Source organism: Zoogloea oleivorans, assembly GCF_008107625.1.
GTDB classification, from domain to species: domain Bacteria; phylum Pseudomonadota; class Gammaproteobacteria; order Burkholderiales; family Rhodocyclaceae; genus Zoogloea; species Zoogloea oleivorans.
This window is the reverse complement of record NZ_SDKK01000018.1, coordinates 1-15,362: the sequence shown is the minus strand read 5'-3', so window position 1 is coordinate 15,362 and position 15,362 is coordinate 1. Positions and strand designations below refer to the sequence as shown.

Below are 15,362 nucleotides of genomic sequence, written 5' to 3'. Positions count from 1 at the left end.
CGGATCCAAGATCGGTTCACCAAGAAAAACACAACAGGGTGAACGCACTGCCAAACGGTCGTGACCCCCGCCAGCAAGGTTTCAAAGCTATCAACGTTGCACACTCAAAACACGAGGAGAGGTGAAAAAAATGACGAGCGAAACCACCCAGAATTTCTACTATCCGTCTGAAGAGGTGGTAAAAAACGCTGCCGTGTCGGGCATGGAAGCGTACAAGGCCTTGTGTGCGGAGGCTGAACAGGATTACGAAGGTTTCTGGGGCAAGCGGGCCAAGGAACTGATCGACTGGCAGACCCCGTTTACCGAGGTTCTTGATGAAAGCAATGCGCCTTTCTTCAAATGGTTTGCCGACGGCAAGCTGAACGTTTCTTACAACTGCCTTGATCGTCAGGTCCAAAAGGGTCTGGGCGACAAGGTTGCGCTGATCTTTGAAGGCGACAAGGGCGATGTCGCCAAGGTTACCTACAGTGACCTGCTCAGCCGTGTCAGCAAGTTCGCCAACGGCCTGCGCAGCGTCGGCGTCAAAAAGGGTGACCGCGTCGTCATCTATTTGCCGATGTCCATCGAAGGTGTAGTGGCCATGCAGGCATGTGCCCGTATCGGCGCAACCCACTCCATCGTCTTCGGCGGTTTTTCGGCCCAGTCCCTGTCTGACCGCATCAACGATGCTGGCGCAGTGGCCCTGATTACCTCCGACGGTCAGAACCGCGGCGGCAAGGCTCTGCCCCTCAAGTCCATCGCCGACGAAGCGCTGGCCAGCGGCTGCCCCACCATCAAGAACGTGATCGTCGTGAAGCGCACCGGTGGCGAAACCGCCATGGTTGCCGGCCGCGACGTTTGGGCTGACGATCTGATCGCCACCCAGTCCGATGTTTGCGAACCGGAATGGGTCGAAGCCGAACATCCCCTGTTCCTGCTCTACACGTCGGGCTCCACCGGCAAGCCGAAGGGGGTTCAGCACTCCACCGGCGGCTACCTGCTGCATGCCATCCTGACCATGAAGTACACGTTCGACATCAAGCCGGACGACGTCTTCTGGTGCACGGCTGACATCGGTTGGGTTACCGGTCACACCTACATTACCTACGGCCCGCTGGCCTGCGGCGCGACCGAAATCGTGTTCGAAGGCGTGCCGACCTACCCGGACGCCGGTCGTTTCTGGAAGATGATCCAGGATCACAAGGTCACCGTGTTCTACACCGCGCCGACCGCGATTCGTTCGCTGATCAAGGCTGCGGACAACACCCCGGCTGTACATCCGAAGAAATACGATCTGTCCTCGCTGCGCATCCTCGGTTCCGTGGGCGAGCCGATCAACCCGGCAGCTTGGGAGTGGTACTACGAGAACGTCGGCGGCAGCCGCTGCCCGATCGTCGATACCTTCTGGCAGACCGAAACCGGCGGCCACATGATCACCCCGCTGCCCGGTGCCACCCCGCTGATTCCCGGCTCCTGCACTCTGGCCTTCCCGGGCATCATGGCTGCGGTGGTCGACGAAACCGGCACCGAAGTGCCTTGGGGTCAGGGCGGTATCCTGGTCGTGAAGCGTCCGTGGCCGTCGATGATCCGCAACATCTGGGGTGACCCGGACCGTTTCGTGAAGTCCTACTACCCGGCCGACTTCCAGGGCAAGCTGTACCTGGCTGGCGACGGCGCGATCCGCGACAAGGACACCGGCTACTTCACCATCACCGGCCGTATCGACGACGTGCTGAACGTTTCCGGTCACCGCATGGGAACGATGGAAATCGAATCCGCGCTGGTTGCCCACGAGAAGGTTGCCGAAGCGGCTGTGGTTGGCCGTCCGGATGATCTGACCGGTGAAGCCATCGTGGCCTTCGTGGTGCTGAAGGGCGCCCGTCCGACCGGCGATGCAGCTACTGCGATGATCAAGGAACTGCAGAACTGGGTTGGTCAGGAAATCGGCCCGATCGCCAAGCCGAAGGACATTCGTTTCGGTGAAAACCTGCCGAAGACCCGTTCCGGCAAGATCATGCGCCGTCTGCTCCGTCAGCTGGCCAAGGGCGAGGAAATCACCCAGGACACCTCGACGCTGGAAAACCCGGGCATCCTGGAACAGCTCAAGTAATCGGGTTCGTTGTTACTGCCCCGGCCCGTTGGCCGGGGGCGGTTCGCAAGCGGCTGTCGCCGAAATAACAACAGCGCGGACCGCCGAAAGAAAAAACAGGGGAGGAACCCGGTGCTGTCAGGCCGGGGGTAGAGGGGGAGAAAAAGGCGCGTTTTTCGCGCCTTTTTTTCGTCTGTCGTTTGTGTCGAGGATACGACGATGGTCTTGCCGTGGTGTTGTGTATCAAGGGCTTGGCGGAAGCTGCGCAAATTGCCCTCGTGGCACTCGCCAAGCCCCGTTTTTCGGTTTATAAGTTCCGAACAAACAAAAAAAGCTGTGTCGAGGAGGGGAGATGATCAAGGCTACGTTGACGGGTCAGCGTCTGGTTGCGCTGTTCCTGCTTGGCTGGGTTCTCGTGAATTATCCGATCCTGTCGGTTTTCGACGTGCCGCGGGCGTGGTTCGGCATTCCGGTCCTTTACCTGTATGTTTTCGGCGTGTGGGCCGCCGCCATCGCGCTGATGGCATGGATCATCGAGCGATGAGGCCGGTCGCCATGTGGTTGTTTTCCGTGCGTCGCGGAGGTGGACTGTGACTGGCTCCACCATCGTCGTGGTTTCCTTTCTGTATCTCGCGCTGCTCTTCGCGGTGGCGTATGTCGGTGACAAGCGGGCCGACGCTGGTCGCTCGATCATTGCCAACCCAACCATCTACGCCCTGTCGCTGGCGGTGTATTGCACTACCTGGACTTATTACGGGAGCGTCGGGCGAGCGGCCTCGTCGGGGCTTGGTTTTGCGCCGATTTTCCTCGGGCCGACACTGGTCGTCGCCCTGTGGTGGTTCGTGATGCTGAAAATGGTTCGCATCGGCAAGACCAACCGGATTACTTCCATCGCCGACTTTGTCGCCTCCCGCTATGGCAAGAGCCATCTGCTGGGCGGCCTGGTTACTGTGATCGCCGTGCTGGGCGTGATTCCCTACATCGCGCTGCAGCTCAAGGCTGTCTCGAACAGCTTTACGATCCTCACCAGCTACCCGGCGATCGTCATGCCTGCCAAGGCTGGCACGGTGCCGTGGCTGGCCGACACGACGCTCTACATCGCGCTGATCATGGCGGCCTTCACGATTCTCTTCGGTACCCGGCATCTCGACGCCACGGAGCGCCATGAGGGCATGGTGGCGGCGGTCGCCTTCGAGTCACTGGTCAAGCTGCTGATTTTCATGGGGGTCGGCATCTACGTCACCTTCGGTATTTTCGATGGTTTCGGTGATCTGTTTTCCCGGGCCGCCCAGGATCCGAACCTGCAAGCCTTGATGACGATGGGGGCCGGTGGCAACGGCTATGGCAACTGGTTTGCGCTGACCCTGCTGTCGATGCTGGCGGTGATGTTCCTGCCGCGCCAGTTTCAGGTGGCAGTGGTCGAGAACGTCAATGAGAACCATCTGCGCCGGGCGATCTGGCTGTTTCCCTTGTACCTCTTGCTGATCAACATCTTCGTCCTGCCGATCGCGTTGGGGGGCTTGATGCATTTCGCCGGGCAGGATGTGGATGCGGATACCTTCGTGCTGACCCTGCCGATGGCCTACGGACACGGCTGGCTGGCTTTACTGGTGTTTATCGGCGGCTTGTCGGCAGCCACCGGGATGGTGATCGTCGAGACCATCGCCCTGTCCACGATGGTCTGCAATGACTTGGTGATGCCCTTGTTGTTGCGCTACCGCTGGCTGGCCCTGCAGGGGGAGGAGGATCTCTCCGGTCTGCTGCTGGGCATTCGGCGCAGTGCGATCATTTTCATTTTGCTGTTGGGGTACCTGTATTTCCGGCTGGCCGGTGAGGCGCATGCGCTGGTCAGTATTGGTTTGATCAGTTTTGCCGCAGTGGCCCAGTTTGCACCGGCGATGATCGGTGGCATGTACTGGCGTGGCGCCACCCGGAGTGGGGCGCTGGCGGGCCTCTCCGGGGGATTCGCCGTGTGGCTTTACACCTTGCTGCTGCCGTCCTTCGCCAAGTCTGGCTGGTTGCCGGCCGACTTCCTGCAGAACGGTCTGTTCGGGCTGGAATTGCTACGTCCCCATGAGTTGTTCGGCCTCAAGGGGATGGATCAGATTGCTCACAGTCTGTTCTGGAGCTTGCTGGTCAATCTTGGTGCCTATGTGTGGGTGTCGCTGATGCGCCGACCGAATGCCGTTGAGGCTGGCCAGGCGACCCTGTTTGTCGATGTCTTCAAGCAAAGTCTGCCGACAGGCGGTGCGTTCTGGCGCGGGAGTGCCCGGGTGGCCGACCTGCTGCCGCTGATCGGTCGTTTCATTGGCCGGGAGCGTGCGCGTAGCGCCTTTGCAGAGTACGCCCGGACGCGCGGCGTGGCAGGTGTCGAGGCGCTGCAGGCGGATGCTGGGCTGGTGCATTTCGCCGAGACAACGCTGGCAGGCGCCATCGGCAGCGCCTCGGCGCGCGTGATGGTGGCGTCCGTGGTGCAGGAGGAGCCGCTGGGGCTCGACGAAGTGTTGAACATTCTGGATGAGGCGTCGCAGGTGCGGGCCTATTCGAAACGTCTTGAGCAGAAATCGCAGGAGCTCGAAGCGGCCACCCGCGAGTTGCGCAGTGCCAACGAGCGCCTCAAGGAGCTCGATCGCCTGAAGGATGATTTCATGTCCTCGGTGACCCACGAGTTGCGTACGCCGCTGACCTCGATCCGCGCCTTTTCGGAAATGCTGCTGGAAGACCCGAGGATTGATCTGGCCGACCGGAGGCGCTTTCTGGGCATTATCGTCAGTGAGACCGAACGTTTGACCCGCCTGGTCAACCAGGTGCTGGACATGGCCAAGATCGAGTCGGGCCATGCGGAATGGGATAACGAGGAGGTGAGTCTGGTTGAGGTCATCGAGCAGGCGGCAGCGTCCACCAGCCAGCTGTTCAAGGATAAAGGCGTGGCTCTGGAAATGAGCCTGCCGGGTAAGGCGCCGAGCCTGCTGGCCGACCGGGACAGGTTGGTTCAAGTGATGCTCAACCTGCTCTCCAACGCGGTGAAGTTTGTTGTCCGGGGCAAGGGGCGGGTATTGGTCACGCTGTCTGAGGCTGATGGGGGGCTGCGCGTCGATGTGCGTGACAACGGCCCGGGTCTGACGCCGACCGAGCAGCAGATTGTTTTCGAGAAATTCCGGCAGGGGGGGAACACGATGACCGACAAGCCCCAGGGCACCGGGCTTGGCCTGCCGATCAGCCGCCAGATCGTTGAGCATTACGGCGGCAGGTTGTGGGTGGACAGTGTCGCCGGGGAGGGGGCGACCTTCTCGTTTCTGATGCCTTGCGGCAAATCAACAGAAACGAAAGATGAGGCAGGATAAACTATGAATTCTCGCGCCGGGGATGAGGCTCGCATGTCTGCAGCCCCGCTCCGGATGACGATGAGAGGGAGGGGACCGAATGACCAAAAAAATATTGATCGCTGATGACGAGCAAAACATCGTCATTTCTCTGGAATTTTTGATGAAGCGCGAGGGCTTCACTGTGTGCATCGCCAATGATGGTCAGGAAGCGCTTGACCTGGTGCGCAGCGAGTTGCCCGATCTGGTGCTCCTCGACGTGATGATGCCGCGCAAGAACGGTTACGAGGTGTGCCAGGAAATCCGCGCCGAGCCGGCTCTGCAGGGCACGCGGATCCTGATGCTGACGGCCAAGGGTCGCGAAACCGAAGTGACCAAGGGCCTGGCGATGGGAGCGGATGCCTACATGACCAAGCCATTTTCGACAAGGGAGCTGGTTTCCAAGGTGAAATCCCTGCTGGAAATTCCGGCGTGAGCTCCCAATGAGCCTCAAGTCAAGGCAGGCGCTGGCGATTGTTTCTGCCTGCGTTCTTGTTGTGGGGGTGCTGGCGGCGGCCGGCATTACCGTGTGGCGCGATCTAAGCCCCTATGAGCGGGAGGTGCTGGAGCCCATTCTCAATCCGCGGCTCGGTTTGCTGATCATGATCGGGCTGGTGGGGGCCGGCATGGCGGCGGTGATGATGAAGTCCTTCGTCCAGGCCAATCTGGCGGCGCCTGCGCTGCTGGCCGATGAGTTGGGCCTGATCGTCGGAACCGATCCGTCCCGGCGTCTCAAGCCGACAGGGTCGCCCGAGCTGCAGCGGATTGCCGAGTCGGTCAATCTGCTTGCCGATCAGCGGCGCAGTCTTCAGGAGGACGTGGAGTTGCGTGTCCGCGAAGCCCGCCTGTCCGTCGAGGAGGAGCGTAACCGTCTGGCGGCGCTGATGTCGGAGCTCAACCAGAGCGTCGTCGTGTGCAACCTGGATGGGCGCATCCTGCTTTACAACAACCGGGCGCGGCTGCAGTTCAAGGCGCTGTCCGATGCGCCGACGGCGGCGGGCGGGGGGGAAATCATCGGCCTCGGGCGCTCGATCTACATGGTTTTCGAGCGCAGCCTGATTGTCCATGCGCTGGAAAGCATCCAGGAACGGATTCGCCGCGAGAGCTCTCAGCCGGTTGCCAACTTCGTGACCACGACCCGCGCGGGTCAGCTGCTGCGGGTGCAGATGGCGCCGGTGCTGTCTGCCGTCGAGGGCGAGGCGGAGTCGGTGGTGTCCGGCTTTGTGCTGATGCTCGACAACATCACGCGCAATTTCGAGGCTGAAACCAAGCGCGACCAGATGCTGCATACCCTTACCGAAGGGAGCCGCTCGTCGCTGGCCAACCTGCGGGCGGCTGCCGAGATGCTGGAGTATCCGGATCTCGATGCAGAGTTGAAGGATCGCTTCCTGAAGGTGGTTCGTGATGAAGTGCAGGGCATGAGCGTTCGTCTCGACGACACCGCCAATGCCTTTGCCGATTCCCTTAAGACGCGCTGGCCCCTTGATGAAATGCTCGGCGCAGATCTGATTGCCGCGGCCCAGCGGCGTGTCGAGAAAAAGCTGGGTCTTCCCACCAAGCTGGAGGACGTGGATCCTGCTGTGTGGGTGAAGGTGGACAGCTTCTCCCTGCTGCAGGCGATCAGTTATCTGGCCAGCCGCCTGTCGGACGAGTTCGAGGTGCGCGAGGTGCGTTTCCGGCTGACTTCTGCTGGGCGCCTGGTGCATCTGGATCTTATCTGGTCGGGGCAGGCAATGAGCACGGAAACCGTGATGGCCTGGGAGCTTGAGCCGATGACTTTCGCCGGTGAGAGTTCGCCGCTGACGGTGCGTGACGTTATCGCGCGTCACGACGGTGAAATCTGGCTGCAGCGCGAGAAAACTCAGCATCGGGCTTTCTTCCGTCTACTGTTGCCATCGGCTGCACCACAGGATCAGGTCCAGGCTTCGACCTATCTGAAGCAGGACAGTCGTCCGGAATACTACGATTTCGATCTTTTCAAGCAGACCGAAGTTAGCCGCGAGCTCGATGATCGTCTGCTCGCCGAGCTGGCCTTTACCGTCTTCGATACGGAAACGACCGGCCTCAACCCGTCCGAAGGGGACGAGATCATCCAGATCGGTGCAACCCGGATCGTGAACGGGAAGCTTCTGAAGTCGGAGTCCTTCGATCAACTGGTCGATCCCCTCCGCGAGTTGCCCGAGGCCTCCACCAAAATTCACGGCATTACGCCGGAAATGTTGCTGGGGCAGCCTCCCATGAGCAAGGTTCTGCCCGCCTTCCACGCTTTTGCCGAAGATACGGTGCTGGTTGCCCACAACGCGGCCTTCGACATGCGCTTTCTGCAACTCAAGGAAGAAAGCTCCGGCATCCGCTTTGCCCAGCCGGTACTGGATACCCTGCTGCTCTCGGCGGTGATCCATCCGGCCCAGGAGTCCCACCGGCTGGAGGCGATCTGCGAGCGGATGGGGGTGAATATCATGGGGCGTCATACGGCGATCGGTGATGCGATTGTTACGGGTGAAGTCTTCCTGCGCATGATTCCGTTATTGGCGGAGATGGGTATCCGGACTCTCGGCGAAGCCCGCCGTGCGTCTGAAAAAACCTACTACGCACGGGTCAAGTACTAGGTCAGGGGAGTAATGAGCACCGTCTTGGCAGGGCTGGAGGAGGGCGAGTCCAGGCCGTCTGGCGGCCTTGCTGCGCTGTTGCGTCGCGCCCCGGTGCATGTGGCGCCCGACACGAGCGTGCGCGACGCGCTTGGGCGCATGTGTGCGGAGCGTGTTGGCGCGGTTGTGGTGGTCGATCCGGCCAGCCTGCGGCCCCTGGGCATCCTGACCCAGCGCGACGCCATCGAGCGTGTCGCCTTGGTCGCCGGCGATCTCGACGAAGCGGTGGCGGGGGTAATGACCGGCGGAGTGGTCTCCCTGCCGCTGACGGCGAGTCCCCATCAGGCGCGACTCGCCATGGCTCGTTACGACCTGCGTCACCTTGTTGTTGTCGATGGAACGGGGCGTTTTGCGGGCGTTGTGTCCCGAGGAGACCTTTATGCGTCCAGGCGTCTCCACACTGAGGATCTGGTCGAGGTGATCCAGGCCGTTTTCGATGTGCCCACCCTGGTCGATGCGGCCCGGAAGGTGGGCCATGCCGCAGGTGTTCTGGTGGATCAGGGCGCCAGTGCCGAGTACGTCAGCGAGTGGATTGCGACCCTCAATGATCTGATCGTGCTGGCGGCCATCGACATCGCCGAGGCGGAATTCGATCTGCCTCTCGTGCGCTGGTGCTGGCTGGCCTTCGGTTCCGAGGGGCGTCTCGAACAGACCCTCGATACAGACCAGGATAACGGTCTCATCTTTGCACCGGAATCCGAACAGGACGCCGACGGTTTGCGCAGCTGCTTCCTGCCTTTTGCCCGACGGGTCAATGAACTGCTCGATCTGTGTGGTTTTCCGCTGTGCAAGGGTGGGGTGATGGCCGGTAATCCGAAGTGGTGCCTGTCTCTCGTCGAGTGGCGAGGGCAGTTCATCGAGTGGATGCGTTCTGCCAGTCCGGATGACCTGCTCAATGCAACGATTTTTTTCGACTTCCGGCCCCTTGCCGGCGAGCAGGGTCTGGCCGTCGCGCTCAAGGAGTGGCTGCTTGCCGCAGCCGGTGACAATCCGCTGTTCCTTCGTTTCATGGCTGCCAATGCGTTGCGCAGCGGTCCGCCGCTCGGACGTATCCGTGATTTTGTAGTGGATCGGCAAACAGGTTTTCTCGACCTCAAGCGCGATGGCGTTCGGCCTTTTGTCGACGCGGCCCGCATCTACGCACTGGCTCTGGGGATCGAGGAAACATCCACCGCCGGGCGCTTGCGGGGCGCCGGCGCTGCGCTGCGCTGGGCGCCGAGGGAAACCGACTCCTTGGTGGAGGCCTTGCATTTTATCCAGCAGTTGAGGCTGCGCCGACAGAGGGTCCCCGCCAGCCAGGCCAATCTGGTTGCCCCGGATGACCTCAGCGAGCTGGAGCGGTCCTTCCTGAAGGAGTCCTTCCGGCAGGCCCGGAAACTTCAGCAAAAACTCCAAATTCGTTATCAATTGTAGGGCTCTGGTCGGGCGACGCTATACTCCGCTGCAATCACGACGGCTCGGTGTTGGGCTGGCAGGAGGGGCGAGAGTGAGCGATACCGACGCAAGACGACAGGCCTACTGGCGCGCCACGATGCGGCTGACGGCTGTGCTGTTGCTGCTTTGGGGGGGCGTGAGCTTCTTGCCTGGCTGGTTTGCGGAGGAGATGAATACGATCGTTTTCCTTGGCTGGCCAGTGGGTTTCTACATGGCGGCACAGGGTGCACTGATTGTTTTTCTGCTGATTGTCTGGCTCTACGATCGCTGGATGACCCGGATCGAACGGCGCTACGGAATGTATAACGAGGATTGAGAGCGGCCCTGCATGAGTACGACACCCGCCCTGTTCCGCCGCCTCGGACGCTACTACGCATTTTACGTCGTCGGCTTCATCGGCCTCGTCGGTCTGCTTGCGGTTGCCGAACAGTTTGGTTTGTCGGCGCGCTGGATCGGGCAGATTTTCCTGTTTGCGACCATCGCGATTTACGCATCGATCGGCGTCATGAGCCGGACGTCCGACGTCTCGGAGTATTACGTGGCGGGGCGTCGAGTGCCGGCGCTGTTCAATGGCATGGCCACTGCGGCGGACTGGATGAGCGCCGCATCCTTCATCGGGCTCGCCGGTACCTTGTATTACTCGGGTTTCGAAGGGCTCGCCTTCGTGACGGGCTGGACCGGCGGCTATGTTCTGGTTGCTTTGCTGCTGGCACCGTTCCTGCGTAAATTCGGTCAGTTCACCATCCCGGATTTTCTGGGTGCCCGCTACGAGGGGCACTTTGCCCGGATGGTTGGTGTGTTTGCGGCGGTGTTGGCCAGCTTCGTCTATGTTGTTGCGCAGATCTACGGTGTGGGCCTGATCACCAGTCGTTTCATCGGTGTCGAGTTCGAGATTGGCGTTTTTGTCGGGCTGGCTGGAATTCTGGTCTGTTCCTTTCTTGGCGGGATGCGCGCTGTCACGTGGACCCAGGTCGCCCAGTACCTGATTCTGATCATTGCCTACCTGGTGCCGGTGACGATCTTGTCATACAAGGTGACCGGGGTTCCCCTGCCGCAGGTGATGTATGGCAAGGTTCTCCAGGATCTTGGTGTCAAGGAACTCGAGCTTTTCTCCGAGCCGCGGGAAAACGAAGTGCGTGCCCAGTACCGCTATCGGGCTGAAGAGTACGCTCGAAAGATTTCCGACCTTCCCGACTCCCTGGTGGCCGAGCGAATGGGGCAGGTGCAGCGGGTTACCGAATTGCGTACCCAGGGGGCGCCGGCCCGGGATATCTCCGCTGCCGAGAGGACCCTCCGGGATCTACCCCGCACTCCCGACGAAGCCCGCCTCAAGTGGGAGCGTGTCCGCCAGGACAGCCTGGCCAGAACGGTTCATCCAGCGCCCCATGCGCAGCCTCATCCCGGGGTTGACCAGGCGGGCCGCAACAGCGCGCGCAACAATTTCATTGCCCTGACTTTCGTGCTGATGGTCGGCACCGCCGCTTTGCCGCATATCCTGGTGCGTTACTACACGACGCCGAGCGTGAGTTCGGCACGGCGTTCGGTGTTCTGGTCGCTGTTTTTCATTTTCCTCCTCTATGTCACTGCTCCGGCTTATGCCGTTTTTGCCAAATGGGAGGTGTACAGCAATCTCGTAGGGTCGAATATTGGCACCTTGCCCCACTGGGTGACATCTTGGGGGCGGGTCGGGCTCGTCAAGGTCGAGGACATCAATGGCGATGGCATCCTGCAGTTGGCTGAACTGACCCTGAACAGCGATGTGATCCTGCTGCTGGTCCCGGAGATCGCAGGCTTGCCGTATGTTGTTTCAGGGCTTGTCGCGGCTGGCGGTCTGGCTGCTGCCCTGTCCACTGCAGATGGGCTGTTGCTGACCATCTCCCACTCGTTGTCTCATGATCTCTACTACAAGATGATCAATCCCCAGGCTTCCACCCAGCGGAGGCTGGTGATCACCAAGTCCCAGTTGCTGGTGGTGGCAGTGGTGGCGGCCTGGGTGGCATCCCTTCGACCGGACAGCATTCTCCTGATGGTGGGGTTGGCATTTTCGATTGCCGCTTCGGCCTTCTTCCCCGCCCTCGTACTGGGCATTTTCTGGCGGCGTGCGAACAAATGGGGGGCTATTGCCGGCATGATCGCCGGCCTCGGCATCACGCTTTATTACATCATGCGCACGCACCCGTTCTTTGGCGGCAACATGGGAGATGCCTGGTTCGATATTCACCCCATTTCGAGCGGGGTGTTTGGCGTACCTGTCGGCTTCATCGTTATTACCATCGTGAGCCTGCTTACGCCTCCTCCGTCAGCTGAAGTCCAGGCACTGGTGGACTACGTTCGACTTCCCGATCGAATCGGTAATGTGCACGAAGCTGCAAAATAGGCTTTGACTTCCAGAATTATTAATGTATAGTTCTGCCTCCATCTGGAGAGGTGGATGAGTGGTTTAAGTCGCACGCCTGGAAAGCGTGTTTAGGATAATATCCTAACGCGGGTTCGAATCCCGCCCTCTCCGCCAAGAATTCCCCCGGATAGTTTGCGTGTGCCAAGTTTTCTTGGTGCGCGCATTGCTTCGTTTTGTCGGGCGATTGTCCGGGATTGATTATTACCTTGCCCTACCGTTCGCATGACGGAGGGTTTTTACTCAGAAGGAGAATTCATGCGGCATTACGAAGTTGTATTCATCGTCCATCCCGACCAGAGCGAGCAAGTGCCCGCGATGATCGAGCGTTATCGTGCCCTCGTGACCGCCCAGAACGGCCAGATTCATCGTCTGGAAGACTGGGGTCGTCGTCAGCTGGCCTACCCGATCGACAAGATCCACAAGGCTCACTATGTTCTGATGAACATCGAGTGCGATCAGCCCACAATCGCCGAACTGGAGCATGGCTTCAAGTTCAACGATGCCGTGCTGCGTCACCTGTCCATCCGCATGAAGAAGGCTGTGACCACGCCGTCGCCGATGATGAAGGAAGAAAAGGCTCGCTCCCTGACTTCCGCTGCAGGTGAAGAGGCCGCCAAGCCGGCCGAGCAGCAACCTGCCGCCTGAGTTGCAGGGGCTGGTTCGCAACAGTTTTGAGATTGATGGCGTCCTGACCGAAGTCGGGCAGGTGCGTTTCTCCCCCGGTGGTGTGCCGGTGCTGGCGGGGCGCATTGAGCACCGGTCAAGGCAGATAGAGGCTGGTGTTGCGCGGGAAGTGGGAGTTGAGTTGCAGGTAGTAGCCGTAGGTGACAAAGCGAAAATTCTCGCTCTTGCCAGTCTCGGCTCCACTGCGCGGCTTACTGGCTTCCTCGCGGCGAAAAGTCTGCGAAGCAGGGCGCCTGTGCTGCACATCGATACGATCGAATTTTTGGAAGGAACGAATAATGGCATTCAAGCCAGCAACGAAGCGTAAGGACGACCGTGGCGGTCGCAGTCTCTTCAAGCGTCGCAAGTTCTGTCGCTTTAGCGCAGAGAAGATTGAAGAGATCGACTACAAGGATGTGGATATCCTCAAGGATTTCATCACCGAAAACGCCAAGATCATGCCGGCGCGCATCACCGGCACCAAGTCGGGCTACCAGCGCCAGCTGTCGACCGCGATCAAGCGTGCGCGTTTCCTCGCGCTGCTGCCGTACACCGACCTGCATCAGTAATCCCGGAGAAAAAGCATGCAAATCATTCTTTTGGATAAAGTTGTCAATCTGGGCGGTCTGGGCGATGTGGTCAAGGTCAAGGATGGTTACGCTCGTAACTACCTGATCCCGCAGGGCAAGGCCAAGCGTGCAAATACCGCCAACCTGGCCGAGTTCGAAGCTCGTCGTGCCGAGCTTGAGCGCATTGCGGCCGAGCAGCTGGCTGCTTGCCAGGCTGAAGGCGCAAAGCTGGAAGGTCAGTCCGTCAAGATCAGCCGCAAGGCTGGTGTGGATGGTCGCCTGTTTGGTTCCGTGACCAACGCTGACATCGCTGACGCCCTCAAGGCTGCCGGTTTTGCCGTCGAGAAGTCTGCTGTCCGGATGCCGGAAGGCCCGCTGAAGGTTGTCGGCGAGACGCAACTTGTTGTCTCCCTGCACACCGATGTGACTGCTACCATCAACGTTGCAGTGGTTGGCGAAAGCTAATCAGAAGGAGGGGCCTCGGCTCCCCGTCAAAAAAGGGCTGCCTTGTGCAGCCCTTTTTGTTTTTCGGCTCGGACGACTGGTTTCGGGCTGTTTGCCTTGCTGAGGTCCCATGCGTAAATCTCAAAACCCTGTCGATGATCCGGTCATGTCTGCCCTGCGCCTGCCTCCGCACTCCATCGAGGCGGAGCAGTCGCTGCTGGGCGGTTTGCTGATCGACAATACTGTCTGGGAGCGGGTCGGGGATGTCGTCAATGAAGCTGACTTCTACCGAGATGATCATCGCCGGATTTTTCGGCACATCGCGAAGCTGATTGAATACGGCAAGCCTGCGGATGTCGTGACGGTCTATGAGGCGCTGGAAAAGAATGGCGAGGCTGAGCACGTGGGTGGCCTGGCCTATCTTGGTGAAATTGCCAATAGCACCCCATCTGCCGCCAACGTTCGTCGTTATGGCGAAATCATTCGCGAGCGGGCAATACTTCGAAAGCTGGTTTCAGTGGGGGATCAGATTGCCGCCAGTGCTCTCACGCCCTCGGGGAAGGATGCCAAGACCCTTCTGGATGAGGCGGAGGCCAAGGTCTTTGAAATCGCTGAAGCGGGCGCCCGCACGGTCAGTGGTTTTGTGCCGATTCAGCCGATTTTGGGGCAGGTGGTTGACCGGATTCAGGAGCTGTACGACCGGGATTCGCCGTCGGGCATTACCGGTGTTCCCACTGGTCTGACTGACCTGGATGAGAAAACGTCTGGTCTTCAGCCTTCCGATATGATCGTTCTTGCTGCTCGTCCTGGCATGGGCAAGACATCGCTGGCGCTCAATATTGCCGAGCATGTGGCGGTCGAGGCTGGTTTGCCGGTAGCGGTGTTCTCGATGGAAATGCCGGGGGCTCAGTTGGCGACCCGTTTTCTTTCGTCGGTGGGGCGGATTGATCAGCACAAGATTCGGACGGGCAAGCTCACTGACGAGGAGTGGCAGCGTCTCACCTATGCCTTGGGCAAGCTTCATGAGGCGCCCATCTTCATTGACGAGACGCCCGGACTTAATCCTACCGACCTGCGGGCCCGCTGTCGGCGTCTGCATCGCCAGTGTGGCCGGCTGGGGTTGATCGTGATCGACTATCTGCAACTGATGACGTCGCTTAAGGAGAGCGACAATCGATCTGCCGAGCTTTCAGAAATTTCGCGCTCAGTGAAGTCGCTCGCCAAGGAGTTGCATGTTCCGATTATTGCGCTGTCGCAGTTGAACCGAAGTCTCGAGCAGCGCCCCAACAAGCGCCCGGTGGCATCTGACCTGCGTGAGTCGGGGGCAATTGAGCAGGATGCGGATATCATCATGTTTATTTACCGTGATGAAATCTACAACCCGGATTCGCCCGACAAAGGGATGGCGGAGTTGATTATCTCAAAGCACCGTAACGGCTCTACTGGGACAATCCGAATGACATTTCTTGGCGAGTTCACCCGGTTTGAGAATTATTCGGGCACTTATACTGGCTCGGGGCCAGATTATTAAATCGACTTGTTTTTCTGAATTTATTTTCGCAATGATGTTGACGGAGTTTGATTGTTATATATAATGCGGCCTCTTCGTTGCAGCGTTGCCGGAAACGAAACGCGAACGGGGTGGTGAAGTGGGAAGTGCTGCAGAGAGTCGCAGTGCTGGCGTTTCAGGTTTTTTGGAAATCGGGTTTAAAAAAGATTTCACGAAAGCTTGACAGAGTCTGAAAGCTCTGTATAGTGCGCACCTCTTCGCTGCTT

Annotated in this window: 13 protein-coding genes and 1 tRNA gene; all 14 read left to right on the top strand. The window is 59.6% G+C overall.

All coding sequences use genetic code 11. The features are described 5' to 3' along the window. Positions 1-130: 130 nt before the first annotated feature. The 14 genes from acs (at position 131) to dnaB (ending at position 15,117) form a co-directional block, all read left to right on the top strand. On the top strand, positions 131-2,089 hold the full coding sequence (acs, locus tag ETQ85_RS17980) for an acetate--CoA ligase (RefSeq protein ID WP_148580466.1): 1,959 nt from the start codon (positions 131-133) through the stop codon (positions 2,087-2,089). A 331-nt stretch (positions 2,090-2,420) separates the two neighbouring features. Next, positions 2,421-2,612, top strand: coding sequence for a hypothetical protein (locus tag ETQ85_RS17975; RefSeq protein WP_148580465.1), 192 nt, complete (start codon positions 2,421-2,423; stop codon positions 2,610-2,612). 46 nt (positions 2,613-2,658) lie between these two features. Further along, positions 2,659-5,412, top strand: coding sequence for an ATP-binding protein (locus ETQ85_RS17970; protein WP_148580464.1), 2,754 nt, complete (start codon positions 2,659-2,661; stop codon positions 5,410-5,412). 79 nt (positions 5,413-5,491) lie between these two features. Continuing rightward, a complete protein-coding gene (locus ETQ85_RS17965) occupies positions 5,492-5,866 on the top strand; it encodes a response regulator transcription factor (RefSeq protein ID WP_148580463.1) in 375 nt (124 codons plus the stop codon). A 7-nt stretch (positions 5,867-5,873) separates the two neighbouring features. Next, on the top strand, positions 5,874-8,039 hold the full coding sequence (locus ETQ85_RS17960; RefSeq protein WP_148580462.1) for a 3'-5' exonuclease: 2,166 nt from the start codon (positions 5,874-5,876) through the stop codon (positions 8,037-8,039). 12 nt (positions 8,040-8,051) lie between these two features. Next, a complete protein-coding gene (locus ETQ85_RS17955; RefSeq protein WP_148580461.1) occupies positions 8,052-9,491 on the top strand; it encodes a DUF294 nucleotidyltransferase-like domain-containing protein in 1,440 nt (479 codons plus the stop codon). Positions 9,492-9,564: 73 nt separating this feature from the next. After that, complete coding sequence (locus ETQ85_RS17950; RefSeq protein WP_246128806.1) at positions 9,565-9,828, top strand: DUF4212 domain-containing protein; 264 nt, start codon at positions 9,565-9,567, stop codon at positions 9,826-9,828. Positions 9,829-9,840: 12 nt separating this feature from the next. Beyond that, a complete protein-coding gene (locus ETQ85_RS17945) occupies positions 9,841-11,889 on the top strand; it encodes a sodium:solute symporter family protein (protein WP_148580460.1) in 2,049 nt (682 codons plus the stop codon). Positions 11,890-11,933: 44 nt separating this feature from the next. Then, a tRNA-Ser gene (locus ETQ85_RS17940) sits at positions 11,934-12,024 on the top strand. 141 nt (positions 12,025-12,165) lie between these two features. Continuing rightward, positions 12,166-12,555: a 30S ribosomal protein S6 gene (rpsF, locus tag ETQ85_RS17935; protein ID WP_148580459.1), complete on the top strand. Its 390-nt coding sequence runs from the start codon at positions 12,166-12,168 to the stop codon at positions 12,553-12,555. A 1-nt stretch (position 12,556) separates the two neighbouring features. Further along, a complete protein-coding gene (priB, locus tag ETQ85_RS17930) occupies positions 12,557-12,901 on the top strand; it encodes a primosomal replication protein N (RefSeq protein WP_148580458.1) in 345 nt (114 codons plus the stop codon). After that, positions 12,873-13,142, top strand: a complete 270-nt coding sequence (rpsR, locus tag ETQ85_RS17925; protein WP_079437456.1) for a 30S ribosomal protein S18 — start codon at positions 12,873-12,875, stop codon at positions 13,140-13,142. Before priB ends, rpsR begins: the two co-directional genes overlap by 29 nt. 15 nt (positions 13,143-13,157) lie before the next feature. After that, positions 13,158-13,607 carry a 50S ribosomal protein L9 gene (gene rplI / locus ETQ85_RS17920; RefSeq protein WP_148580457.1) on the top strand — a complete coding sequence of 150 codons (450 nt, stop codon included), beginning with the start codon at positions 13,158-13,160 and terminating at the stop codon, positions 13,605-13,607. Between the two features lie 109 nt (positions 13,608-13,716). Continuing rightward, entirely contained in the window at positions 13,717-15,117 is a 1,401-nt protein-coding gene (gene dnaB / locus ETQ85_RS17915; protein WP_148580456.1) for a replicative DNA helicase, read from the top strand. Positions 15,118-15,362 lie beyond the last annotated feature (245 nt).